This window comes from Curtobacterium sp. MCJR17_020, from assembly GCF_003234365.2.
GTDB lineage: Bacteria > Actinomycetota > Actinomycetes > Actinomycetales > Microbacteriaceae > Curtobacterium.
Genome location: NZ_CP126260.1, coordinates 3,158,057 through 3,182,837, shown reverse-complemented (window position 1 = coordinate 3,182,837; position 24,781 = coordinate 3,158,057). Strand labels below are relative to the sequence as shown.

Below are 24,781 nucleotides of genomic sequence, written 5' to 3'. Positions count from 1 at the left end.
CGCGGAGATCGAAAGGGGCGATGTCAGTGGGTACGAGCGCGTCGGACACCGTCAGTGCCCTCGTCGCGACCCTTCCCCCGTCGCCGAGGCTCCCCGACGTCGTCGCCGGGGTCGGGCGGTTCGTCGGCAAGCCGACCCGCGTGGTCGACGTCGACGGTCCGAGCTGGGGACCGCTCACCGCGCTGGTGTCGCAGTTCGAGCACGAGAACCTCGTCCTCGTGCCGGCCGGTGCTCCCGAGCTGTACCGGATGCACTGCGTCCTGCACGAGCTCGGACACCTCGTGCACGGCGACGCCGGAGCCCCGACCACCACCTCGATCGCCGAGTTCGCCTCGGGCGGGCACGTGTGCCGCCGCGCCCTCGACGGCGACACCGGACTGGTGAGCATCTCGGACGACGACGAGCACTTCGCCGAGCGGTTCGCGTACGAGCTCGCGACCGTGCTGCTCGCCGGCAGCGCGAGCGCGGACGAGCGGGCCTACGGCTGATGGCCGTCCTGCACGCCGCCGCCTTCTGGTGCGCGGCGCTGATCTTCCTCGCCCGCACGCCCTACGTGCTGCGGAACCCGCGTGGCCGCGCAGCCTGGGGTGCGACCGGCGTCGGTGCGCTCGGGCTGCTGACGCTCGGCAGCGTCGTGCCGCAGACCGTGCTCGACGGTGCCCTCGGGGGCACGAACCTCATCAACCTGGTGCAGAACGTGTGCGCCACGGCGGCCTTCTGGCTGATGCTCCGGGCGAGCACGTCCGACCTGCCGAAACGGCCGGGGCTGGCGAGCCCGCTGGCGCTCCTCGTGGTGGTCGTGGCCTTCGCCGTCCCGTTCTTCGCCGTGCGCGACCGGGGTGGCACGGACTTCCACTTCATCGTGCGGGAGATCCACCAGCCGGCGATGTGGCTCTACGGGTCGGTCTACATGGTGGGTGTCGGCGTGATCGCCGCCGCGACGCTCCGGTACGGCGTGCTGCGGAACCCGGTCGCGCTCGTGGTCTTCCGGGTGGGTCTCTCGCTCGTGGTCATCGCGAGCATCGACGAGCTGCTCTCCCTCACCGCCGACCACTTCGGGTGGTTCCCCGCTCCGCTGCGCGACGGACTCCGTCTGGGCTTCGACCCGCCGTTCTACCTGGGCATCGTCCTCATCGTCGTCGCGATGGCGTCCCTGACGTTCCGGCGGTGGTGGCGGGACGTGACGTGCCGTCGGCACCACCGGCTGCTCCGCCGCATCGCCCGGCGCCACGAGCTGCGCGCCGTCGAACGGGACGGCGACGTGCAGGCGCGGACCTACGACCTCGTCATCGCGATCCGCGACGCCGAGGTGCAGGGCCGGACCCTCGACGATTCCGAGCTCGCCCAGGTGCGCTCGGCGGAACTGACCCTGACCCGCAGTCTCGGAGGCTGATGCGATGACGATCGTCTGGTGGGTGCTCGGTTCGCTCGTCGCGCTGGCGGCGGCGTTCCTGCTCGTGGTGCGGAAGGTCGTCGGCAAGATCGTGCTGCCCGGCGGCGACCGCTGGACCCCGGTGCTCGAGACGACCGACGACTCGATCCGGCTCCCGATCACCGACGACACCGTCCGCCCGGGGGAGTACGGCCTGTGGCACGACGGCACCGGGCACACCACGGTCGGGCCGGTGCTCGACGTCGACGAGGCCGCCGGCACCGTCCGGCGTGCGGTGGTCCGGACGACGGGTGACGTGTCGACACGGGTGCGGTGGAGCGGGCACGTGCACCCGGACCCCGCCGCGATGGACGTCGACTGGGCGGAGGTCGACCTGCCGACGCCCGTGGGCCCGGCGCCGGCGTGGGTCATCCGGCCCGGTGGCCCCGCGCCCGCGCCCGCACCCGCACCCGCCGCCGATGCGCCGCCCGCCGCCGACGTGCCCGCCGCCACGACGTGGGCCGTCCACGTGCACGGCATCCGCACCACCCGCGTGACGGCGCTCCGGACCGTGCCGGCGGCGCTCGAGGCCGGCTGGACCTCGATCGTCCCGTCGTTCCGCGGCGACGGCGAGGCGCCCTGGCAGGGCCGTGCCTCGCACCTCGGCGCCCGCGAGTGGCCCGACGTCGAGGCCGCACTCGACCACGCCGTCGCGAACGGCGCGGAACGGCTCGTGATCGTGGGGTGGTCGATGGGTGCGACGATCACCCACGAGCTGCTCGCCCGATCGGCGCACCGCGACCGGTTCGTGGGACTGGTCCTCGTGTCGCCGGCGCTCGACTGGGCGACCACGGTGCGCTCACAGGCCGGTCGTGCCGGGCTCCCCGGGTTCGTCGTCGGTGCTGCGCTCCGGGCGATGGCACTGCCGCTGGTGTGCCGCCTCGTCGGGCTCCGATCATCCGTGGACGTCCGCGCGCTCTCCTGGTTGCACGCGCCGCGGAGCCTGCCGCCGACCCTGCTCATCCACTCGTCGGGGGACACCACCGTGCCGTTCGCCGTCAGCCGGGCGTTCGCCGACGCGCACCCCGACACCGTGACGTTGGCGGTGAGCGAGCCCGCCGAGCACGCCTGGGAACGGAACGTCGACGCCGTCTGGTTCGACACCACGATCACGACCTGGGCGAGATCGCTCGGGCACACCGGCACCATGGAGTAGAAGGGGCCATGGGTCAGCTCATCTACGACGGCCAGCCGCTCGACCTCCGCATCGACGACCGCGCCATGACACACCTGCAGATCGTGATCGTGAACATGCTCCGACGCGAGCACCGGTTCGCGTTCTCGTGGAAGGACGACGTCATCCACGGCAACGGTCGCAGCACGATCTGGCTGAACCCGAACGTCAGCCTGCACTTCAAGTTCTCCGGCAGCCGGGTGCCGTCGATCAACCGCAGCTGGCTCGAGGACCTCTACGCCTCGGCCACGTCGGGTTCGGGGCTCGTCCTGACGCCGGAGCCGCCGGACACGAGCACGGCGGCCGACTCGGCGTGGTCGCGAGCGGTCGCCCCGGGGGACGCCGACGACGCTTCGGGGACACCGAGCGGTAGCACGGCTGAGTGATTCCCGTCAACGGGTTCCGAAGACCCGGTGATCGTCGTACCGTTTCTGTACCGCGGATCAGAGTCGTCCCTTCGGGCCGGCATCCAGGGAGCCGGTGACGGCGACGAACCGCGGCAGGAGGGGGACCCGAATGACCGTGACGCAGTGCGCGCCCGGCGCCGACCAACCATCGGCGATCGAGCGGCGTGCACGACGGGAGTCCCGGATCAGGAGACTCGTCGTCCAGGAGGCCGGGTCATCGCACCCGGGTCCTTGCGTCACGCCACTGGGCTCGTCGGTCAGGCCTCACTGACCGGCACCCTCCACAGGACGCCCCGGCTGTCGGATTCGGGTTCCGCTGCCGGGGCGTCCTGCTGCCCGGATCGGGCGTGGGCTGCTGGCTCAGTAGACGTCGCGGACGTACCGCTTCGTGCGGCGCAGGTCGGCGAGGTACGACAGCGCGTCGTCCTCGTCCCGCCCGCGGCCGGTGCGGATGACGTCGAGCAGCGCGGCCTCGACGTCCTTCGCCATCCGCGAGGCGTCGCCGCACACGTACACGTGGCCGCCGTCCTCGAGCCAGGCGAACAGCTCGGCGGACTGCTCGCGCATCCGCGTCTGCACGTAGACCTTCTCGGCCTGGTCGCGTGAGAACGCCAGGTCGAGGCGGTTCAGCACGCCCTGCTCCTGCAGCTCGGTGAGCTCGTCCTGGTAGACGAAGTCGGTGTCGCGGTGCTGGTCGCCGAAGAACAGCCAGTTGCGCCCCGTCGCACCGGCCGCGGCCCGCTCGTGCAGGAACCCGCGGAACGGGGCGATGCCGGTGCCCGGACCGATCATGATCATCGGCGCGGACGCGTCCGCCGGCACGCCGAACGACGCGTTCGGCTGCAGGTAGACGTCGACCGTTTGGTCGGGGGCGACCCGGTCGGCCAGGAACGTCGACGCGACGCCGGCGTACATCCGGTGCGGGTCGCCGTACCGGACGGACGCGATGGTCAGGTGGATGCGGTCCGGGTGCGCCAGCGGGCTCGACGAGATCGAGTACTGGCGTGCCTGCAGCGCGCGCAGGTTCGGCAGCAGCTCGTCGAGCCCGGGAGCGGCCGGTCCGGCGTCGCGCAGCAGGTCGAGGACGTCACGGCCCCACAGCCAGCGGTCCAGTTCGTGCTTGTCGCCGTGCGAGACGACCGCGGCGAGTTCGCTCGCCGGGGCGCGCTGCACGAGGTCCGCGATGAGGTCCTTCGACGGCGTGCGGATCTCACGGTCGTTCCGCAGGACCTCGGTGATCGGTCGGCCGTCGAACGACTCGCCGCCGTTCGCGCCGACCTGCTCGAGCAGTTCCGCGACGAAGACCTCGTCGTTGACCGGCACGACCGCCAGCGCGTCGCCGGCGGCGTACTGGATGCCGGAGTCGCCGAGGTCGAACTCGTAGTGCCGGATCTCCTTCGCGCTGCGCGGCGAGGAGAGCAGCCGGTTCTCGGCCAGCCGTGACGGGTACGGGTTGCGCTTGTTCCACTGCGACCCCGGCCGGGAGGCACGGCCCGCGCCCGCCCCGCCGGTCGCGGTGGCACCGTCGCCGGCACCACTGCCCGTGGTCGCGCCGGGTGCGCCGGTCGCGCCGGCCTCGGCAGCGAGCCGGTCGAGCACGGCGGCGCTCCAGAGTGCGGCGGCGTCCTCGAAGTCGACGTCGCAGTCCACGCGGTCGTGCACCCGGGTCGCGCCGAGCTGCTCGAAGCGGGTGTCGAGGAGCTTGCCGGCCTGGCAGAACTCGTCGTAGCTGGTGTCCCCGAGGCCGAGGACCGCGTACTGCAGCCCCTCGAGCCGCGGCACGGTGGGCGCCTGGACCGCGTCCCAGAACAGGCCGGCGTTGTCGGGCATCTCGCCCTCGCCGTACGTCGAGGTGACGACGAGCACGTGGGTCATCCCGGCGAGCTGCTCCGGGGTGACGGCGTCGAGCGCGGCGGCACGGCCGCCGAGCCCACGGGCCTTCGCCCCGGCGACGAGCTCGTCGGCCAGGAACTCCGCGTTGCCGGTCTGCGTGCCGAACAGCACGTCGATCGTCGTCGTGGGGGCGGCGCCGGACGCCTTCTTGCCGGCGGCGGCGATGCCCGCGATGAACCCGGCCAGCCAGGACTCCTGGGCGGCCGAGAACGGTGCGTCGACGGGGATCAGCGATCCGGTCGGGGGGAGCAGGCTCACGCGGACACCGCCTCGGTCGGCGCCTGGGGTGCACGGCGGGCGATGTCCTCGAGCGCCGCGGTGGCGAGCAGCTCGTCGAAGCGGGCCTCGCGGACGCGTCCGTCGTTCTTGGCGTTCTGGTGCATGATCCACCCCGTGGTGCCCGGTGCGTCCATGCTGCGGTTGTTCCGCTGCGTGAGCGCACGCTTGTAGTCGTCGAGCCGCTTGATCGCGATGAGCGTCGCGAGCTGGTCGTCCGCGAACCGGTCGAGCGTGCCGCGCAGGTACTTCACGACGCGCTGCTTCACGGAGAAGTCCTCGGTCAGGACGAGGTTCTTCACCGCTTCGGTGACGCGGGGGTCGTTCGCACCCGCACCGGGGACGCGCTCGAGGGCGACGTCCTGGGCGACGCCGAGCACCGTGTACGACGACAGCAGCGAGAACATGTCGTCGCCCTGGTCGCCGAGCGCCGGGGCACGGCCGTCGAGGACGGTGCGCTGGTCGCGGTAGTCGACCTTGAACGCACGGAGCTTGTCCGTGGCGATCGAGGTCGCGAGCTCGTCGAGCAGCTCGGGGCGGGTGGCGGCCGCGAGGATCTCGCCGGCGTCCTGCGAGAGCAGGAGCGCGCGCGGCATGCCGACGAACACGTGCTGCCGGGTGGTCTCCCAGTCGGCGAGCAGCCGCTCGGCCAGCGCCGACCCGGTCGCCTCGAGGTGCCACTCGAGCAGCAGTCGCGCGCCGGCCTCGTGGAACGCTCCGCGCTCGGTGTCGGTCACCGGGAACACGAGGAGCGAGTCGGTGCTGGCGCGCTCGGCGACCTGACCGGACGGGTCGTACTGGTACAGGAACCCGCCGGACATGCCGTTGCCGAGGCCCTTGCCGAACGCGCCGAGGTTGAACACGGCACCGCCGGTCATGTACTCGCACCCGAAGTCGCCGACGCCCTCGACCACGGCCGTGGCGCCGGAGTTGCGCACGGCGAAGCGGTCTCCGGCCTCGCCCTCGACGAACGTGCGGCCGCCGGTGGCCCCGAAGAGCGCGAAGTTGCCGATCAGCACGTTCCCGCCCTGGTCGGCACTGCCGCCGCCCGGTGCACGGACGATGATCCGACCGCCGCTCTGGCTCTTGCCGACGCCGTCGTTCGCGGTGCCGGTGTGCTCGAGCACTATGCCGTCGTTGTTGAACACGCCGTACGACTGCCCGGCCGAGCCCTGGGTGCGGATCGTGACCGCACCGTCGACCAGCCGGCGGCGCCCGCGGTCGTCGGTCGCCACGGCGGGCAGCCCCTGGACGTCCTCGGCGCGGAGCTCGTGGTTGAGCAGGCGCTCGACGTCGATGCCGAGCTGACCGCCGACGGACTTGTCGCTGTTGCCGAGCAGGACGCCGTGCACGAGCACGTGCTCCTGGGCGTGGTCGACCAGCGCCGTGCGGATGCGCTCGAGCAGTGCGTCGTCGGTGTGGAAGTCCTTCTCCAGGTACTCCGGGTCCGTCACGACCTTCTCCGGCACCTGCGCGAGCAGGGCGCGGGCGTCCAGACGGCCGACGCTCGCCGGGTGGTCGAGGAGCTGCAGCAGGTCGGTGCGACCCCGTGCCTCGCGCAGGGAGCGCAGGCCGAGGCGGGCCAGGATCTGCCGCACGTCGTGGGCGATGTTGAGCAGGTACTGCGCGAGTGCACGCGGGTCGCCCTCGAACGCCTCGGCGTTCGTGGTGAGGCCGGCCGGGCACTTCACGTTGCAGTTCTTCGCCATGACGCAGCCGAGCATCATGAGCGCGGTCGTGCCGAACTCGAAGCTGTCGCCGCCGAGCAGGGCGCTCGTCACGACGTCGGACCCGGTCTGGTGCGCGCCCGAGCAACGGAGCGTGACCTTGGAGCGCAGGCCGTTCGCGACGAGGGCCTGGTGGACCTCGGCGACGCCGATCTCCGCCGAACGTCCCGCGTACTTCAGGCTCGTGACGGCCGCGGCGCCGGTGCCACCGGTGTTGCCCGCGACGTTGATGACGTCCGCGCCGGCCTTGGCGACGCCGACCGCGATGGTGCCGATGCCCTCGGAGGACACGAGCTTCACGATCACCCGGACGCGGGCGGCCTTGCAGTCGTGGATGAGCTGCGCCAGGTCCTCGATCGAGTACGTGTCGTGGTGCGGCGGCGGCGAGATGAGCTCGACGCCGGGCGTGCCACCACGGGCCGCGGCGATGTCCACCGTGACCTTCGGCGCGGGCAGCTGACCGCCCTCGCCGGGCTTCGCGCCCTGACCGATCTTGATCTCGAGTTCCTCGAGCATGGGGTCGGCGAGGTAGCCCGCCCAGATGCCGAAGCGACCCGAGGCGAACTGCTTGATCCGCGAGCCGCGGATGGTGCCGTAGCGGGAGTGGTGCTCGCCGCCCTCACCACTGTTCGACATGCCGCCGACCATGTTCGTGCCGTGCGCCACCGCCTCGTGCGCGGTGGCGACGAGGGCGCCGTGGCTCATCGCGCCGGACGCCAGGGTCCGGGTGATCTCGTGTGCCGGCTGGACCTCGTCGAGCTCGACGCTGTCGGGCGCGCTCTCGAGCAGGGCGAGCAGCCCGACGGCCGCGCCGGTGGCGCGGAGCGTCACCTGGGTGTCGTCGACGGAGTCGACGTCGACCTGGCCCGGGTACAGCAGCCCGAGGCCGTCTGCCAGGGCCTGGTGGCGCAGTGCACCCGTGGCGCCCGTCGACGCGAGCTCCAGGCGGAACCGCTCCGTGCCTCCCGGGAGCTCGTCGGAGAACGCCGGACGCGAGCCGGACAGCCCGCGCACGGTGACGCTGGCGTTGCCGGTCGTCGAGAACCGACCCAGCTCGCGGGCGAAGTCCTCGGCCGTGTCGATGCCGGTGACGTCCGCGGGCAGCGCGAGCACGTCGCGGAGCGCAGCGGGGCGGCGCGACCGTTCGTCGTGCGTGGTCTGCAGGAACGTGACGTAGCCCGGCGTGATCCGGTGCTGGTCGATCTCGGTGTCACTGAGGCGGTCGTACCCGGTGTTGCGGTACGCGGCGTCGGTGATGCCGAACGAGTCGTCGAGCTGGCCGAGCGTCAGCAGGCGCAGCGCGTCCGAGTCGCCGGAGCGCTCGAAGGACGGACGCTCCTCGGTCATCCCGCCGAACCCGCGGACGCTCGCGACGCCGAACGAGTGGCCGGCACCGTCCGAACGCTCCTTGAACAGGCCGAGCAGGGGGACCTGGCCCTCGGCCGCGACCGAGCGGGCACGCTCGTGCCAGTCCGTCGCCGCCTGGGCGATGCGGGCGAAGCCGACACCGCCGACCGGCGCCTGCATGTGCGGGAACACCCGAGCCAGGACGTCGTCGCCGGTGTCCAGGTAGTTCGGCTCGAAGAACGCGCCACCGATGTAGCTCTCGGCGGTGCAGAGGCCGACGCGGCCCATGGTCTTCGCGAGCGCCTTCTCGGCGGCCTTGCGGAACTGCTTCAGCGCGAGGTCCGTCGCGGTGAGCTCGCCAGCGGGGGCGGGCGCCGCGGGGTACTTCTCCTCGGCACGCAGGCGCGCGCTCAAGCTGTACACAGCCGAGGCGCCGAAGCCCAGGGCCGTCGCCACGTGGTGTGACGATGGCAGCTGACCGCTCTCAGCGACGACGGACACCCGAAGGCGCAACCCGGTCTCGATGAGCCGCTGGTTCACGGCGGCCACGGCCAGGATCACGGGCAGGGGCGCACGGGTCGACGAGACCTCGCGGTCGGTCAGCACGGCGATGCCGCCGGACGTCCCCGCGAACTGCTCCACGGCGTCGCACAGGGCGTCCACGGCGTCGCGCACGGCGTCCGCGTTCGCCTGCTCGTCGCCGAGCACCGGCACGTAGAGCATGTCGAAGCGCTCGAGCGGCACGATGTCCTGGTCGCGCAGGCGCACCATGTCCAGGTGGCCGAGGATCGGCGACTGCACGACGAGCTGGCGGCTCGTCGAACCCGTGCCGTCCGGCTTCGCGCCGAGCGCCACGCGCATGCTCATCCCGTCGGCTTCGCGGATCGAGTCGAGCGGCGGGTTCGTCACCTGGGCGAAGCGCTGCGAGAAGTACTTCGCCATGCCGCCCTCGGTGTCGCTCAGGGCGTTGATGGCGTTGCCGTAGCCCATCGCCGAGATCCGCTCCGAGCCGTTCTGCAGCATCGGGTCGAGCATGAACCGGAAGCTCTCCTGGTTCAGCGAGTACGCCACGTACCGGCCGGCGAGCGACAGGTCACCCGCGTAGCCCAGGGTGTTCCTGGTGCGGTCGTACGCGGGCGCGGGCAGGTCGTCGAGGTTCACACGGGCCGCGTCGAGCAGCGTGCCGTAGTCGCGGCGGGCCGCGAGCATGCGCAGCACCTCGTCCGTGCGCATCCGGGTCCCGGTGCGGTGGTCGACGACGAGCATGCCGCCGGCCTCGATGCGGCCGCGGTGCACGACCTCGTCGGCGTCGAACGTGACCTGACCGGCCTCGGACGACACCATCAGGTACTCGGTGGTCTCGACGGTGCGCAGCGGACGCAGCCCCAGGCGGTCCAGGCGCGCGCCGACCACGTCGCCGTCGCTGAAGATCACGGCGGCGGGGCCGTCGTTCTTCTCCTCGTACAGCGAGAAGTACTCGAGCATGTCCCGCACGTCGGCGGTCAGCGTGCGGTCGTTCTCCCACGCCGGCGGCATGAGCGAGACCACGGCCTCGACGATCTCGAGCCCGTCGTCGAACACGCGGCTCTGCAGCGTCTGGTCGAGGCGGCTCGAGTCCGACTGCCCGGGCGGGCGGACGATGCTGCGGGTGCGGGCACGCGCCAGTGCCTCGTCCGACAGACGGTTCTTCCGGTCGGTGTTCAGCTCGCCGTTGTGCGCCATCAGCCGGAACGGCTGCGCCATCGTCGGGTGCGGCTCGGTGTTCGTCGAGAACCGGGTGTGGAAGTACAGCGTCCGCACCGAGTGACGCGGGTCTCGCAGGTCCGTGAAGTACCCGATGACCTCGCCCGAGTTCAGGCGGCCCTTCAGGATCTGGGTCCGGGCGCTGAGCGACAGCGGGTACAGGGCCGCGTGCTCGGCGCGCTGCTCGGCGGCTTCGCCGTAGGACACCGACTCGATCGCGAGCAGGGCACGGTTCGCCGCCGCGTCGACCTCGGTGCGGTCCCACTGCTCGGGCGCGCGGAAGACCCACTGCACGATCGGCAGCTGGTACTGCTCGGCCTCGGGGCGGGCGACGGAGTGGTCCACCGGGACGTCGCGGACGACGAGCAGCTCGAAGCCCTGCTGCTCGATGGCGTCCGTGACGGTCTGCTGCGCACGGGCGCGCTCGGCGTCCGCCGTCACACCCTCGCCGCTCGGCACGAAGCAGTTCGCGACACCGAAGTGACCGGCGCGGAGCTCCTGGCCGGTGATGGCGCTGAAGAACTCCACCGACAGGTCGATGCTCACACCGGCGCCGTCGCCGACACCCTCGGCGGACTTGCCGCCGCGGTGGGGGATGGCGCAGAGCGCTTCGTCGCCCTTGCGGATGACGTCGTGGTGGGGCGTGCCGTCGAGTCGGGTGATGAAACCGACGCCGCAGTCGCTCGATTCGCGGGCAGGGTCGTAGAGACCGAAGGAGGTGGGGTTCACGTGTGCGGGTCCAGTGGGGCGTTGCCGGCAGCGGACGGCCAGGCTGCATCGATGGAGCGCTCGCCGCGGGCGGACCGGTGTTGGCAGTCGGGCCCTGTGGGGTTGTGGTGCGGTACGGCGATGCTACGGCGCGGTATACCGCCCACGCAACACCGCGCGGTGCGGCGGACCGCACGTGCCGAACGACCCCGCACCGAGTGGCCAGCCCGGCACGGTGTCAGGCCGCGCGCTCGCCGGTCCGTTCGTCGACGGTGATCGGCTCCGTCACCGCCGTGCTGGCGTCGGCGGCGGGGGTCGTACCGGCGCGGATGAGCTCCGGGCGACGGCGGCCGCTGCGGAACACCCACGCCTTGAACAGCACGAACCGGACGCAGGTCGCGACCAGGTTGGCGGCCGTCAAGACCAGGATCTCGGCACCGTGCGACGCTCCCGGCACGCTGCTGTGCAGCACGACCAGGGACCCCGACGTGATCGCCCAGGCGATGCCGAACACGACCAGCCCCTGCACGTGGTGCCGCCCCGCCCCGGCCCGCCCGCGGAGGCCGAAGGTGAAGCGCCGGTTCAGTGCGGTGTTGCCGATCGCGGTCAGCAACAGGGCGGTGAAGTCCGCCGTCTGCGCCCCGATCGCCGGACGGAACAGTGCGTACAGCACTGCGAACGCGACGGTCGACAGCACCCCGATGGCGCCGAAGCGCAGCACCTGCCCGAGGAACCCGACGTGCGGTGGCGTGAACGGACGGCGGCCGATGGTCTCGTACACGGCACCCACCGGCACCCGCCCGCTGGCGATGCCCCGCGAGACGCGCCACATGCCCTTGAGGTCCTCGGTGGCGGTCGAGGCGATCTGCACCGACGAGTTCACGTCGTCGACCCAGTCCACCGGCACCTCGTGGATCCGGAGGCCCGCGTGCTCGGCGAGCACGAGCATCTCGGTGTCGAAGAACCACGCGTCGTCCTCGCACAGCGGCAGCAGCTGGTCGGCCGCCCGTTTCGTGACCGCCTTGAACCCGCACTGGGCGTCCGAGAACGACACCCCCATCGTCGTGCGGAGCAGCAGGTTGTACGAGCGGGAGATGAACTCGCGCTTGCTGCCCCGCACCACCCGCGACGAGTCCGCCAACCGCGTGCCGATCGCCAGGTCGGAGTGCCCGGAGAGCAGCGGTGCCACGAGCGGCTCGAGTGCCGCGAGGTCCGTCGACAGGTCCTCGTCGACGTACACGAGCACCGTCGCCGGAGATGCACCCCACACGGCCTTGAGTGCCCGCCCACGACCCTTCTCGGGCAGGTGGACCGCGTGCACGCCGGGCAGCATGGCGGCCAGGTCGTCGGCGATCCGCGCGGTGTCGTCGGTCGAGGCGTTGTCGGCGATCGTGATCCGCCAGGTGTGGTGCAACGACGTCCGGCAGAACGTGTGCAGGCGGCGCACGTGGGCCGCGAGCGTGTCCTGCTCGTTGTAGCAGGGGACGACGATGTCGATGTCGAGGGTCTGGTTCGTCTCCGTCATGCCGCTCATGCTCGGCAGCGGGCACATGCGGACCGAGGCAGTGCGCTGTGCTCCCGGTAAGAACGGCGTTCGGTGACCGTTCACGTCACGGTCGAACACGACAGGTGTCGCGCGGATACGGTCGACGGACGATGACGACCGAGCGCGACGACGCACACCGATCGGCGGTGCTGCTCCCGGGGGAGCGGCTCGGCCTGGCGCTCGACGAGCGGTGTCCGGAGTTCGAGGAGCTCCTGCTCACGCCTCCGCTGCACGGCATCCGACCAGACGGCCACGACTGGCTGCGACGCCGGTACGCCGAGATCGTCCCGCTCGTGCTCCCGGCCGCGCTGCGTGCCGTCGAGCGCGGTGAACCCGTCGACCGCGAGTGCCTCGCCCAGCTGCGCGCGGTGGCGGCCGCGAGCGCCCAGGACCCCCGTGTCGACGTGTCGGTCGTGCTCCGCGGGGCCCTGCCGGCGATCCGGGTCTTCGCCCTCGTCATGCACACGGCCACCCGCGACCACGCCGTCACGCTCGACCACGCCGGCCGGACGATGCTCGCGATGAGCCGCGCCTCGCTCGTCGCCCACGAACTCGGCTCGTGCTGGGCCGAGGCCTGGGCCCAGCAGCGACGGCGATCGGCGGGCGAGTCCGCGGCGGCGGTCACCACCGGGGAGATCGACCTCGTCGCCCGTGCGCCCGGCCTCGACGAGACCGAGGAGCAGATGCTCGCGCTCGCCGCGCAGGGGCTCTCCAACGACGAGATCGCGAAGGAGACGGCCTACAGCCGCCAAGCCGTCGCGTGGCACCTCGGACGGCTGATGAAGGCGTGGAAGGCGCCGAACCGGACGGCGCTGGTGTCGGTCGCCTTCGTGAAGGGGTGGATCCGTGCACGGCGCGAGGTCCGCGGTGCAGCACGGACCTGGCCCCCGGCGATCGAGCCGGCCGCCGAGCGTCCCGCCACGCACGACGACGCCCCCTGAGACCGTGGTCCCCGGGGGCGTCGGTGCAGCGCCGACGGATCAGCGCCGGCAGATCAGCGCCGGCAGATCAGCCGCCGTTCACGTGGATGACGTTGTCGATGCGTTCGATGTTGCCGAACGCACCCCAGTTCAGCCAGCCACCGTCACCGTTGTTCGTGATCGAGCCGGGGCCCTTGAACCAGTAGATGACGTAGTTGCCGCCCTTGATGTCGATCGACTGGGCGTCGGCGACGTCGCCGGACACCGTGATGTCCTGGTTCTTGTTGACCACCGCGACGGTGAGGCGATCGGGGTTGCCGGCGTTCCAGTAGCCGACGTCGAGCGCGGCCTGCACGGCGCCGCCGCGGTCGCTCTGGTCGTTCACGGCGTCCTTGATCGCGTTGACGATCGCGACCGGGTCGAGGTTCACGTTGACGTTGCCGCCGACGGAGGCCGAGGTGCTCGGTGCGGGCTCGGCGGCCTGTGCCGGTGCCGCGACGAACGCCCCGGCGATGACGGCGCCACCGAGTGCGGTGCCGGCGAGGAGCTTGACGGACTTGCGCTTGAACGAGTTCATGATCGTGTTCCCATCTCTGCGGTGGTGACCCGTGTGGGTCGTCCAGCTCGGACAGGACCCAGCCTGTGTCGTCGGGTGCCGGGTCGCACGCGTTCGGCCCGGACGTTGGACGATCGTCTGACGATCGGTCCAGCGCCGCGAAGGTGTGCCACCCTCCGCCTCAGTCGGCGAGCGGGACGAGCTCGGCGAGCACGTCGGGCGGCCCCGGCAGGTCCACCGTGAACGCCGTCCGACCGGGGCCGGAGGCCACCCGCACGCTCCCGCCGTGCGACGACACCACGGCCTGCACGATCGCCAGCCCGAGGCCGCTCGTCCCCTGGCCCTGCGCACGGGTCCGAGACGCCTCGCCCCGGGTGAACCGGTCGAACAGCGTCGGCACGGCCTCCGCCGGGATCACCGGCCCGTCGTTGGCCACGACGAGGCGAGCGGCCGCACCGGCTCCGGACGGCCCCACCCGCTGCAACGACACCACCACCGCGGTCCCGGTCGGGGTGTGCGTCCGGGCGTTCGCGAGCAGGTTCGTCACGACGCGGCGCAGCTGCTCCGCGTCGCCCGTCACGGTCAGCGGGTGGTCGTCGACGATCTGCAGGGTCCACCGGTGCCCGGGAGCGGTGGCTCGGGCGTCCATCGTCGCCTCGACCACGATCGAGGTCAGGTCGACGGGTTCGCGCACGAGCGGGGACACCGGAGCCCCGGACGCCAGGGCCGTCGCGTCGAGCCGCGCGAGCAGCAGGAGCTCCTCGACGAGGTCGCCCATCCGCACGGCCTCCCGGCCGATCCGGTCGACGTTCCGGTGGATCGCGTCGAGGTCCGACGAGCGCGCGGTCAGCTCGGCGTAGGCCCGGACCGTCGCGATCGGCGTCCGCAGTTCGTGCGAGGCGTCGGCGACGAAGGTCCGCATGCCGGCCTCGGCGTCGCGGCGCACCGTCAGGGCTCGGGCGACGTGCCCGAGCAGCCGGTTCAGCGCAGTGCCGACCTGCCCGACCTCGCGGTTCGCGGTGAGGTCGGCGTCGGCGACCCGCACCGGGATGTCGGTGTCGCCGCGTTCGAGGTCGAGAGCGGTCACCCCGGAGGCGACCGCGGCGACGCGTTCGAGCGGTCGGAGGGACCGCCGCACGAGCAGTGCGAGGGCCCACGCAGCGACGACGAGGCCCAGCACCGTGACGATCCCGATGACGAGCAACAGGCGGGTGATGGCGGCGTTCAGGTCGCCGAGGGGGAGTGCGGTGACGAACACGTCGCCGTCGTCCCCGACCGCCTGCACCCGGTAGGTGCCGAGCGAGCCGAGGTCGATCGTCGCCGGGTCGGCGCCGCTGTCGACCGCGGTGAGCGTCTTCCGTTGCGCCGACGACAGCCCGTGCTGGTCGCCGTCGCTGTCGGTGTACCCGCCGAGCACCACGTCGCCGTCGCGGACGATCGCGACGACGGTGCCGGCGGACTGCCCGGGCGCTCCGATGAAGGCGTTGTCCGGATCCGGGCGGTCCGACGACGATCCCGATGACGATCCCGACGACGACTCGGGCGGTGGGCCGGTGGGCGCGTCCGCACCGTCCCGGCCACCGACGGTCCGGTTCGCCGCCGCCGACAGCTCCGCGTCGAGGCGGTCGACCAGGTACCCCCGGAACGCGACGACGGTCACCGCTCCGACGACGACGTTCGTCGCGACGAGCAGGAGCGCGACGGCAGCCACGACCCGCCACCGCAACGACGGCACCCGACCGGCGCGGGTCGGACGGGCCCGGATCGCCTTCGTCGATCGGCTCACGTCGTCGGCCGCAAGACGTACCCTGCCCCGCGCACGGTCTGCAGCATCGGCTCGCGTCCGGCGTCGAGCTTCTTCCGCAGGTACGACACGTACATGTCGACCAGGTTCGACGACGACCCGAAGTCCATCCCCCAGACGCCTGCGAGCAGCTGTTCCCGCGAGAGCACCCGGTTGGCGTTCCGCGCCAGGTGCCGCAGCAGCTCGTACTCGGTCGGTGTGAGCTCGATCGGTTCGCCGGCACGGCTGACGGCGCGGGCGTCCTCGTCGAGGCGGAGGTCACCGACCACCACCTCGGCGCTCCCGCCCACCGCTGCGACCCGAGCGGAGGTCCGTGCGAGGATCCGCGCCCGGACGAGCAGCTCGTCGATGCCGAAGGGCTTCGTCAGGTAGTCGTCCCCGCCGCCGGTGAGCCCGGCGAGCCGGTCCTCCGGGGCGTCGCGCGCGGTGAGGAACAGCACACGGACGGTGTCGCGGGAGTCGCGGAGCCGCTCGAGCACCTCGAAGCCGTCGATGTCCGGCAGCATCACGTCGAGGACGATGACGTCGGGTTGGAACTCCCGCGCGGCGAACAGGACGTCACGGCCACGGTGAACCGCCCGCACGGCCCAGCCGTCCCCCTCGAACGCGAGGGCGACGGCGTCGGCCAGGGCGTGCTCGTCGTCGACGACGAGGGCGCGGACGGGGGTGCCGTCGGTGCGCTGCAGCGGTTGGCCGGTCACGTCCGCGAGCCTATCCACCGCGCCCTCGTCGTCGATCACTTCGTGGTGCTCAGGTCGTAGACGGTCTGCCCGCCGACCGTGGTCGACTCGTAGTTCGCCGCGACCCACTCCTGGATCGCCGAGGCCGTGGACGAACCGCCGCCCATGCCGCCGCCACCGGAGCCGGAGGAGACGTAGTACCCGATGTCCCCGTCGGCGACGTACGCCTTGAACTGGGCGAGCGTGGGTGCCGGGTCGCTCGACCAGCCGCCGATCGCCATCACGGCGGTGTCGGTGTCGAGTTCGAGCTGCGCGGCCGACTGCGATCCGTTGACGGCGGCCGCCCACTTCGCGTCGGACGCCTCGAGCAGCTTCTGCAGGGCCGACGAGGTCGTCGACCCCTCGCCGCCCATGCCGCCCCCGGTGCCGCTGGGAGCGCCGTCGGTCGAGCCCTCGGTGGTGCCGCCGGCGGAGTTGCCCGGCGCCTCGCCGGTCATGCCCTCCGGCGGGGTGCCGCCGGGACCCTGCTGGGAGCCGTCGTCGGTGGTGGAGCCGTCACTGTCGGAACCGGCGGCCGATCCGCCGGGTCCCCCCGTGCCTCCCGGCATGCCACCCGTGCCACCGCCGCCCGTCGCGCCGGAGCTGCTGCCCGCCGGACCGACGCTCGGGATCGAACCGGAGTGCGCGACGGTCGTCGTGGCGAGGGCGTAGGCCGTGGTGCCGGTGAGCCCGAACAGGGTGCCCGCGAGGACGCCGACCGTGACCAGCTTGCGGAGTGACGGGACGCTGCCCATCACGACGAGCGCTGCGGACAGCAGGCCGCCGGCCAGCATCACCCAGCGGAGCCAGGGCAGCCACGTCGGGTTCTCGTTGAGCAGGCACCAGCCCCAGAAGGCCGTGGTGCCGATCATCGCGGCGAGGCCGATCCGGCCGACGAAGCGCGCTCGTGCGTGCCAGAGCAGCGCGCCGCCGGTGCCGACGAGTCCGGCGATCGCCGGTGCCAGCGCCACCGTGTAGTACGGGTGGATCGTGCCGGACATGTACGAGAACACGAGTCCGGTGACCAGGAGCCAGCCGCCCCACAGGACGAGACCGGCGCGGGCCGGATCGGCGAGGTGTCGACGACCGACGACGACCACGCCGACGACCAGCGCGATGAGCGCGGCGGGCAGGAGCCACGAGATCTCGAGCCCCATCTCGGACGAGAACAGCCGGTTCAGGCCCGTCGAGCCACCGAACGAGCCACCCGCAGTGCCGCCGGTCATGCCGCCGCCTCCGCCGCCGTTGCCCGAGCCGCCGAAGATCCGACCGAGGCCGTTGTAGCCGAACACCAGGTCGAGGACGGTGTTGTTCGTCGAACCGCCGATGTACGGGCGGGACTCCGCCGGCCACAACCACACGGCGACGACCCACCAGCCGGCCGACACCACGAGGGAGCCTGCGGCGATGAGCAGCCCGATGACGCGCCTGCCCCAGGTGGTGCGGGCGGCGAACAGGTAGACGAGGCCGAAGGCCGGCAGGACGAGCAGCCCCTGCAGCATCTTCGTCAGGAACGCGAAGCCGAGGGCGACCCCGGCCAGGGCGATCCACTTCCAGCTGCCCCGCGGCAGCGCCCGCACGGTGCAGTACGCGCCGGCGGTCATCAGGAACACGAGCATCGCGTCCGGGTTGTCGAAGCGGAACATCAGGGCCGCCGCCGGGGTGGCCGCGACGACGAAGCCCGCGAGCAGCGCGCCGACGTTCGCGGTGGTGGTGCCGACGCGGGCGAGGGTCCGGCGGACCGTGCCCCACACGAGCGCGACCGAATCGACGGCCATCAGCGCCTGGGGGAGCAGCAGGCTGAAGCTCGAGAAGCCGAACAGCCGCGCGGACAACACCATCACCCAGAGCGACGCGGGGGGCTTGTCGACCGTGATGAAGTTCGACGAGTCGAGGGAGCCGAAGAAGAACGCCTCCCACGACTTCGTGCCGGCCTGCACGGCGGCGGCGTAGAAGCTGTTGGCGTACCCCGAGACGCTGAGGTCCCAGAGGTACACCACGGCGGTCACGGCGAGGAGCGCCCAGAACGCCGGCCGGAGCCAGCGGGCGTCCTCGCGCTCGCCGAGGAACAGGCGGGCGAGCGGCTTGCGGCGCCGATCCTGCGCGTCGGTTCGCGCGGCATCGCGTCGATCGGTCACGGGTATCGGGTACGTGGTCATGTCGATGAGCATCCGGGGCGTTCCCCGAACGCGGCACTGCGCCGGCTGTGCACGGCCTAAGGATGCACGGTGCGAGCCTCGCACCGTGCGAGGGGCGGTCTGCCGTGGTGCGAGGGGCGGTCTGCCGTGGTGCGAGGTTCCGCACTCGGTGCGAGGCACGCGGGGTCGCACGGGGTGCGGAACCTCGCACCGTTCGGCCGCGCCCCTCGCACCGTGCGCGGTCAGGCGTACCGCTGCGCCGCGTGCAGCGCCGCCCCCGTGTACGACCCGCCGAACAGGAACACGTGCAGCAGCAGCGGCGCGAGCTGGTGGAGCTCGACGCGGTCCTGCCAGCCGTCGGCGAGCCGCGACTCCCGGTCGTAGGCGGCGAGCACCGTCTCGAGGCGCGGCAGCCCGAACAGTCCGAGCAGCGCGAGGTCGGTCTCGGCGTGCCCGCCGTGCGCGATCGGGTCGATGAGCACCGCGCCGGTCGGTTCGGACGCGTCCGTCGGCCAGAGCACGTTGCCGGCCCAGAGGTCGCCGTGCAGCCGTGCGGGACGGTCCCCGACGAGTGCAGGCTGCGGCGACCCGAGCGTGCCGTCCTGCACCCGGGCGGCGACCCGGTCGAACACGGCCGCCTGGGCGTGGTCGAACCCGCCGGCGTCGACGATGCGCCGGACGAAGTCGCGGATCCGGTACTCGGCGAAGAACGCACCCCAGGTGCTCGGTGTGTGCGCGGCGTCGACGAACGGGGTGCGGGACCGCCCCATCCGGAGCGCGGAACCCTTCGTCCAGCCGGCGGGCGGTGCGCCCCAGTGGTCGGCGCCGGCGGCGTGGGTGTGCGCGAGGGAGCGTCCGAAGCGCTCGGCCTGTGCGGCGGTGGGGGAGCCGTCGGAGATCAGCTCGAGGTCGAGCACGGTCGGGCTCGGGCGGTCCAGTACCCGGGCGGTCCTGGTGCCGCCGGACTCCTCGGCGTCGGCGAGCCACCGGAGCCCGGCGGCTTCGGCTGCGGCTTCGTCCGGGGTGGTGAAGGTCTTCACGTGCGTCTCGGCCATCGGTCCATCCTGCCGAGGGGCCGTCGACGTCCGTTCAGCGGGCCGTCAGACCGCGTCGACCAACGCCCTCGCCAGCGGGTGCCACTCGCGCGACGACGGCCCGCTCAGCACCAGGGTCCGCTCGAGTCGCCGCGCCATCGGCACCATCACGAGGTCCGGCGGCAGCACCACCCGGCCGAGCGTCGGCACGATCGAGACGCCCTCGCCCCGTTCGATCATCCCGAACATGGTGCTCATCTCCCGCACACGGTGGGCGTACCGGAAGGGGCGTCCGTCGAGCTCGTGCAGCTTCTGGATCTGGTACTCGCACCCGCCGCCGCCCGCGACCAGGCCGTCCTCGTGCAGGTCGTCGAGCGTGAGCGCGGGCAGTTCGGCGAGCGGGTGGTCGCGTCGGACGACGGCGGCCATCTCGTCCCGGGCGACGACGACGCCACCGGCCGGCACCGGCGCGGGGTCGACGAGCACGGCGGCGTCCACGGTGCCGCTCTCGAGCCACTCGGGCATCTCGTCGTCGTCGCCCTCGTAGACCTGCACGTCGACGTCGGGCAACGTCACCGCCCACAGCTCGCGGAGCCGCGGCAGCAGGCCCTGGCAGACGGTGGGGACGGCCGCGAGTCGCACGGTGCCGCGCGCTGTTGCGGGCCGGACCACTGCCTCCAGGGCGTCGACCGAGGCGAGCACGCTGCGGGCGTGGGCGAGCAGGCGGTCGCCCAGGGGAGTCGGGACGGCGACCGCGCCGCGCCGGACGACCGGCCCGCCGACCTCGCGCTCGAGCCCGGCGACGGCGTGCGAGACGGCCGACTGGCCGACGCCGAGCACGGAGGCAGCGGACGTGAACGACCCGGCGTCGAGCGTCGCGACGAACGCTCGGAGCTGGGGGACCGAGACGGTCATGCGTGCTCCTCATGTCGACATGAACCCCATGCGTTTGCCGCATGGGCGTGGGTGGTTCGACACTAGGCCACATGAACGCCCTCCTCTACGGTCTCGTCGCCCTCACCTGGGGCTCGAGCTTCCTCTTCGCGAAGATCGGCCTCGACGGACTCGCACCGCAGCAGGTCGCCACCGTGCGGACCGTCCTGGGCGGCGTGACGCTCGTCGTGCTGTTGCTCGCGACCCGTCGGCGCTGGCCGCGGGAGCCCCGTGTGTGGGCGCACCTGGCGGTCGTCGCGTTCTTCCTGAACGCCCTGCCGTCGTCGCTGATGGCGTGGGCCGAGCAGACCGTGCCGTCCGGGCTCGCGAGCATCTACAACGCGACGACCCCGATCATGACGCTGGCCGCGCTCGCGGTGCTCGTGCCCTCCGAGCGGCTGCGGGGCCGGCAGGTGGCCGGGATCGTGGTGGGCATCGTGGGCGTGCTGGTGCTGGTCGGTCCGTGGGACCTGCTCGGTGACCCGGCCGTCCTGGCGAGCGTCCCGGGGCAGGTGGCGTTGCTCGGCATGACCGCCTCCTACGGCATCGGGCTCGCCTACCTGCGGCGCGTGGCGGTGGGCAGCGCGTACGACCCGGTCACGATCGCAACGGTGCAGCTCACGCTGGCGTCCGGCATGCTCCTGTTGGTCGCGCCCGCCATCGCCACCGGCCCGGTACAGCTGGACGGGAGGATCGTGGCCGCGATGGTCGCGCTCGGTTGCGTCGGCACCGGGCTGGCCTACGCGTGGAACACGCGCCTGGTGCAGGCGTGGGGTGCCGGTCGGGCGTCGACGGTCACCTACCTGACGCCGGTGGTCGGCGTGGCGCTCGGGGTGCTCGTGCTCGGTGAGCGCGTGCGGTGGAACGAGCCGGTGGGTGGACTGGTCGTGCTGCTCGGCATCGCATTGGCCTCGGGCGTGCTCGGCCGTCGGAGTCTGCGTCGCCCGGCACGCCCCGCCCGTACGCTGGCCGGGTGACCTCCGGCCGGGACCCCCACGTGGTGCGACTGCTGTTCGCCTCGTCCCACCCCGGCCCGACGGTCACGGTCACGGTGCTCGCCGCCGTCATCGCCGCGGCCGTCGGACACCCGGTGTGGCTCGTGGTCCTGGTCGCGCTGACGGTGGTCGCCGGGCAACTGTCGATCGGCCTGGCGAACGACTGGATCGACGCGGACCGCGACCGCGCCGTCGGCCGGAGCGACAAGCCCGTCGCCCGCGGACTCATCGCGGTCGAGACGGTCCGCACGGCGGCGTTCGTGACGGCCGGTGCCGCCGTGGTCCTCTCGCTGTTCCTCGGGCCCGTCGCCGCCGTGGCGCACCTGGTGCTCGTCGCCGCCGGGTGGGCCTACGACGCCGGGCTGAAGCGCACCGTGTGGTCGGTCGTGCCGTTCGTCGTCGCGTTCGGGCTGCTGCCCGTGGTCGCGGTGGCCGCCGGCCCCGAGCAGCTGTGGCCGGCGTGGTGGGCGATCGCCACCGGCGCGGTGTTCGGTGTCGCGATCCACTGCACGAACGTCCTGCCCGACCTGGTCGACGACGCCGCCACGGGGGTCCGTGGGTTCCCGCACCGCCTCGGGCTCCGGGGAGCCGGGGTCGTCGCGTTCGGGTCGCTCGTCGTCGCGGCCGGCCTGGTGCTCGGCGGACAGGTGCTCGGCGACGATCCGGTCCGCGGTGTCGGGGTCGTGCTCGCCGTGGTCGGGGCGGTCGTCGTGCTGGCGCTCGCCGTGGTGGGGGTCCGGCTGGTGTTGGCGGGACGGGCGTCGCGGACCCTGTTCCGGCTCGTCATCGCGTCGTCCCTGGTGCTCGTCGTCGAGCTCGGGCTCGCCGGGGCGCGGCTCGTCGCCTGACGCACTCCTGCGCGGGACGCACCGCGCGGCTCGCCTGACGCGCTTCCGGGCGGCTCGCACCGCGCCGCCCGGAGCCGACGCGAGCCATCAGGCCCAGCGCATGGCGTAGAGCCGGGCCAGGCCGTGCGCGGTCGGCAGCGACAGGACGGTCCGGAGCAGCGCCTCCCGTCCGATGGTGGAGACGGCACCCAGCGGACGACCGAGCCCCATGTTCGCCTCGGCCTGCCGGGCCGCACGGCGGGCTGCTGCCTGCCGGCGGGCGGCGTACCCGGGCCACGGTCCGGGCACGCCGGTCCGGACCGCGCCGGCGAGCAGCGGCGCGAGCTCGGCCGCGTCGAGCCAGCCGAGGTTCATGCCCTGTCCGCCGATCGGGCTGATCTCGTGGGCGGCGTCGCCGACGAGCACGACCCGGCCGACCCCGACGCGGTCGGCCGCGCGGCGCCGCACCCGGAAACCGCTGAGCATCGTGCAGGAGGACGGATCCGGGACGACGCCGGTGCGTGCGGCGACGATCGCGGCCAGTCGTGCCGCCGTCTCAGGGTCGGGGGTCGCGCCGCTCGGGGCGAACGCGAGCGAGTCCGGCACGAGGGCGACGTACCGGCGTCGACCATGCGGCAGGGGGAAGGACTCGACGACGCCTCCGGGGCCGACGTCCACCAGGGCGGCGGTCCGTGCGTCGGCGCCCTCGGGGTCGGCGAAGTCGCCCATCACGTAGCGGTCCGGGTAGTCGCGTCCGGTGGTGCCGATGCCGAGCAGGTCACGGACGACGCTCCGTGCGCCGTCGGCCCCGACGACGAACGCCGCCCGGACGGTGACCGGTGCGCCGTCCGGGCCGGTGCCGACCGCGTCGACGTGGTCACGGTGCCGGGACAGGGCGGTCACCGTCGTCCCGGTGCGCAGCGCTGCCCGGTCCGACGCGGCGAGCCGGTCCCGCAGCAGGGACTCGGTGCGGTGCTGGTCGAGCGTCGCGACGTACGGGTGGGTGTCCGAGGCGCTGTCGAAGGTCAGCGTGCCGAGCGTCCGCCCCCTGCTCCGCGCGACGCCCGTGCGCACGAGGGTGGCCTCGGCGAGCACCGGGACGTCGAGCCCGATCGCGGCGAAGGCGTCGAGTGACGGCGGGTGGATGCCGATGGCGCGGGAGCCCTCGGGTGGACCGGGGCGACGCTCCCACACCTGCACGGCGATGCCCCGGGCAGCCAACAGCGCGGCGAGGAAGAGGCCGACGGGACCACCGCCGACGACGAGGACGTCGGTGCGCTCCGTGGTCACGGGCCCGAGCCTACGGTCGGGCGGCCGAGCCGCGTCCAGCTGCACTGCTCGAGCGCAGCCGGTGCCGGAGACGCTCGACCGGGACCTCGACCGCGTAGGCGGCACCGATCGACACGAGCAGCACGACGCCGATCAGCCCGACCGTGCCCCACGCTCCGATCGCGAATGTGCCGAGCAGCGCGATGACGAGCGGGTGCCACAGGTAGGCCGAGTACGACACCCTTCTTCCGAACCACGCCACCGGGGTCCAGCTCAGCGCGGTGGCGACGGGAGAGCGCACCGACACCAGCCCACCGATGAGCACCGCCGAGATCAATCCGGTGACCGGCAGGACGACACCGAAGGTCCAGGCGTGCTGCGTCCAGTCGTCGTCGATCCAGAGGAGCACACCCACCAGGAGACCGAGGCCGAGCCAGGTCGCGACGTGTCCGGCGATCCCGGCTGCCCGGACCCGTGCCCGTTCGTCGTCGAGCAGCAGCGCGAGCGCGCACCCGATCGCGAGCGGCACGACGCCGAGCACCGGTGAGAAGTACACGTCGGGGGTGGCACCGCCGCTCGGGGTCCGGTAGCTCGCCCACGACGCCGCCGACGCTCCGACCACCAGGACCCCGAGGCCCGTCACCAGCCAGCGCCGTCGGGTCCGCAGTGCCGCGAGCAGCACGAGCACGGGTGGCCAGACCAGGTAGAACTGCTCCTCCATCGACAGGCTCCACGTGTGCGCGAACACGCCCTGCGTGGTGTCCCAGAACGCGCGGAAGAGGTTGCCGGTGTAGGTCAGGGCGATGACCCCGGCCTCGCCGGCCGAGAACGACGCGCCCTTGTAGTCGCCGACCCAGTTCCACAGCAGCAGACCGACCGCGACGAACACGAGCAGCGCGGGGTAGAGCCGGAGCAGGCGCTTGAGCCAGAACGACCCCAGCCGGACACGACCGGTGCGGCGGCGTTCTCCGAGCAGCAGCGTGGTGATCAGGAAGCCGGACAGCACGAAGAACACCGTCACGCCGATGAAGCCGCCCTCGAGCTGCGGGATGTGCAGGTGGTACAGGATCACGGCGAGGATCGCGATGGTCCGGAGGCCGTCGAGGGCGGGTGCACGGTGGGTGAGCGGTGGCGGTGGCGTCCGGCCCGTCGGGTCGCCGTCGGTCCGGCCCCGCGCGGTCGTGGCGTGGCCGGGCCCGGTCGTCGCGTGGCCGGGCGCGGTCGCCGCGCGGATCCGCTCTGGTGAGAGCACGTCGGTCGTCACGGGCACCTCCTGCGCGATCGGGAGGCCACGACAGCGGGATGCGTCGTGACCGGATCGTCACATGATGCG

General features: G+C 72.7%; 18 protein-coding genes. 7 read left to right on the top strand and 11 right to left on the bottom strand.

The window, feature by feature from the left end:
- Positions 1–20 precede the first annotated feature (20 nt).
- From DEJ14_RS15080 to DEJ14_RS15065, 4 genes are read left to right on the top strand one after another with little or no spacing between them, the layout of a single operon-like run.
- Positions 21–488, top strand: a complete 468-nt coding sequence (locus DEJ14_RS15080; protein WP_146249711.1) for a hypothetical protein — start codon at positions 21–23, stop codon at positions 486–488.
- On the top strand, positions 488–1,393 hold the full coding sequence (locus DEJ14_RS15075; RefSeq protein WP_111084740.1) for a hypothetical protein: 906 nt from the start codon (positions 488–490) through the stop codon (positions 1,391–1,393). The genes DEJ14_RS15080 and DEJ14_RS15075 overlap by 1 nt, the downstream gene beginning before the upstream one ends.
- Before the next feature lie 4 nt (positions 1,394–1,397).
- Positions 1,398–2,588, top strand: coding sequence for an alpha/beta hydrolase family protein (locus tag DEJ14_RS15070; RefSeq protein ID WP_111084739.1), 1,191 nt, complete (start codon positions 1,398–1,400; stop codon positions 2,586–2,588).
- An 8-nt stretch (positions 2,589–2,596) separates the two neighbouring features.
- A complete protein-coding gene (locus DEJ14_RS15065) occupies positions 2,597–2,992 on the top strand; it encodes a DUF7882 family protein (RefSeq protein WP_111084738.1) in 396 nt (131 codons plus the stop codon).
- Positions 2,993–3,373: 381 nt separating this feature from the next.
- On the opposite strand, the gene DEJ14_RS15060 is transcribed toward DEJ14_RS15065, so the two are convergent.
- The 3 genes from DEJ14_RS15060 to DEJ14_RS15050 form a co-directional block, all read right to left on the bottom strand.
- Complete coding sequence (locus DEJ14_RS15060) at positions 3,374–5,164, bottom strand: sulfite reductase subunit alpha (RefSeq protein ID WP_111084737.1); 1,791 nt, start codon at positions 5,162–5,164, stop codon at positions 3,374–3,376.
- Entirely contained in the window at positions 5,161–10,728 is a 5,568-nt protein-coding gene (locus DEJ14_RS15055; RefSeq protein ID WP_111084736.1) for a glutamate synthase-related protein, read from the bottom strand. The genes DEJ14_RS15060 and DEJ14_RS15055 overlap by 4 nt, the downstream gene beginning before the upstream one ends.
- 217 nt (positions 10,729–10,945) lie before the next feature.
- The gene (locus tag DEJ14_RS15050; protein WP_111084789.1) at positions 10,946–12,241 is read right to left on the bottom strand and encodes a bifunctional glycosyltransferase family 2/GtrA family protein; all 1,296 of its coding nucleotides are present in this window, start codon (positions 12,239–12,241) and stop codon (positions 10,946–10,948) included.
- Between the two features lie 122 nt (positions 12,242–12,363).
- On the opposite strand from DEJ14_RS15050, the gene DEJ14_RS15045 reads away from it, so the two are divergent.
- Positions 12,364–13,194: a helix-turn-helix transcriptional regulator gene (locus tag DEJ14_RS15045; RefSeq protein ID WP_111084735.1), complete on the top strand. Its 831-nt coding sequence runs from the start codon at positions 12,364–12,366 to the stop codon at positions 13,192–13,194.
- A 67-nt stretch (positions 13,195–13,261) separates the two neighbouring features.
- Here DEJ14_RS15045 and DEJ14_RS15040 read toward each other — a convergent pair whose 3' ends face one another.
- From DEJ14_RS15040 to DEJ14_RS15015, 6 genes are all read right to left on the bottom strand, one after another.
- The gene (locus DEJ14_RS15040; protein ID WP_111084734.1) at positions 13,262–13,750 is read right to left on the bottom strand and encodes a hypothetical protein; all 489 of its coding nucleotides are present in this window, start codon (positions 13,748–13,750) and stop codon (positions 13,262–13,264) included.
- Positions 13,751–13,910: 160 nt separating this feature from the next.
- The gene (locus DEJ14_RS15035; RefSeq protein WP_181437463.1) at positions 13,911–15,515 is read right to left on the bottom strand and encodes a sensor histidine kinase; all 1,605 of its coding nucleotides are present in this window, start codon (positions 15,513–15,515) and stop codon (positions 13,911–13,913) included.
- Positions 15,512–16,234: a response regulator transcription factor gene (locus DEJ14_RS15030; RefSeq protein ID WP_111084787.1), complete on the bottom strand. Its 723-nt coding sequence runs from the start codon at positions 16,232–16,234 to the stop codon at positions 15,512–15,514. The genes DEJ14_RS15035 and DEJ14_RS15030 overlap by 4 nt, the downstream gene beginning before the upstream one ends.
- Before the next feature lie 35 nt (positions 16,235–16,269).
- Positions 16,270–18,411, bottom strand: coding sequence for an ArnT family glycosyltransferase (locus DEJ14_RS15025; protein ID WP_258373217.1), 2,142 nt, complete (start codon positions 18,409–18,411; stop codon positions 16,270–16,272).
- A 221-nt stretch (positions 18,412–18,632) separates the two neighbouring features.
- Positions 18,633–19,445, bottom strand: a complete 813-nt coding sequence (locus DEJ14_RS15020) for a fructosamine kinase family protein (RefSeq protein WP_111084733.1) — start codon at positions 19,443–19,445, stop codon at positions 18,633–18,635.
- A gap of 45 nt (positions 19,446–19,490) precedes the next feature.
- The gene (locus tag DEJ14_RS15015) at positions 19,491–20,339 is read right to left on the bottom strand and encodes a LysR family transcriptional regulator (RefSeq protein WP_111084732.1); all 849 of its coding nucleotides are present in this window, start codon (positions 20,337–20,339) and stop codon (positions 19,491–19,493) included.
- A 71-nt stretch (positions 20,340–20,410) separates the two neighbouring features.
- Here DEJ14_RS15015 and DEJ14_RS15010 point away from each other — a divergent pair, with 71 nt between their 5' ends.
- Both DEJ14_RS15010 and DEJ14_RS15005 read left to right on the top strand, forming a co-directional pair.
- A complete protein-coding gene (locus tag DEJ14_RS15010; protein WP_111084731.1) occupies positions 20,411–21,334 on the top strand; it encodes a DMT family transporter in 924 nt (307 codons plus the stop codon).
- Positions 21,331–22,200 (top strand): UbiA family prenyltransferase, encoded by an 870-nt coding sequence (locus DEJ14_RS15005; RefSeq protein WP_258373216.1) that lies wholly within the window; start codon positions 21,331–21,333, stop codon positions 22,198–22,200. The genes DEJ14_RS15010 and DEJ14_RS15005 overlap by 4 nt, the downstream gene beginning before the upstream one ends.
- An 87-nt stretch (positions 22,201–22,287) precedes the next feature.
- On the opposite strand, the gene DEJ14_RS15000 is transcribed toward DEJ14_RS15005, so the two are convergent.
- Together DEJ14_RS15000 and DEJ14_RS14995 are read right to left on the bottom strand one after the other, a co-directional pair.
- The gene (locus DEJ14_RS15000) at positions 22,288–23,469 is read right to left on the bottom strand and encodes an FAD-dependent oxidoreductase (RefSeq protein WP_111084730.1); all 1,182 of its coding nucleotides are present in this window, start codon (positions 23,467–23,469) and stop codon (positions 22,288–22,290) included.
- Positions 23,470–23,479: 10 nt separating this feature from the next.
- Positions 23,480–24,712, bottom strand: coding sequence for an acyltransferase family protein (locus DEJ14_RS14995; protein ID WP_181437461.1), 1,233 nt, complete (start codon positions 24,710–24,712; stop codon positions 23,480–23,482).
- Positions 24,713–24,781: the final 69 nt, after the last annotated feature.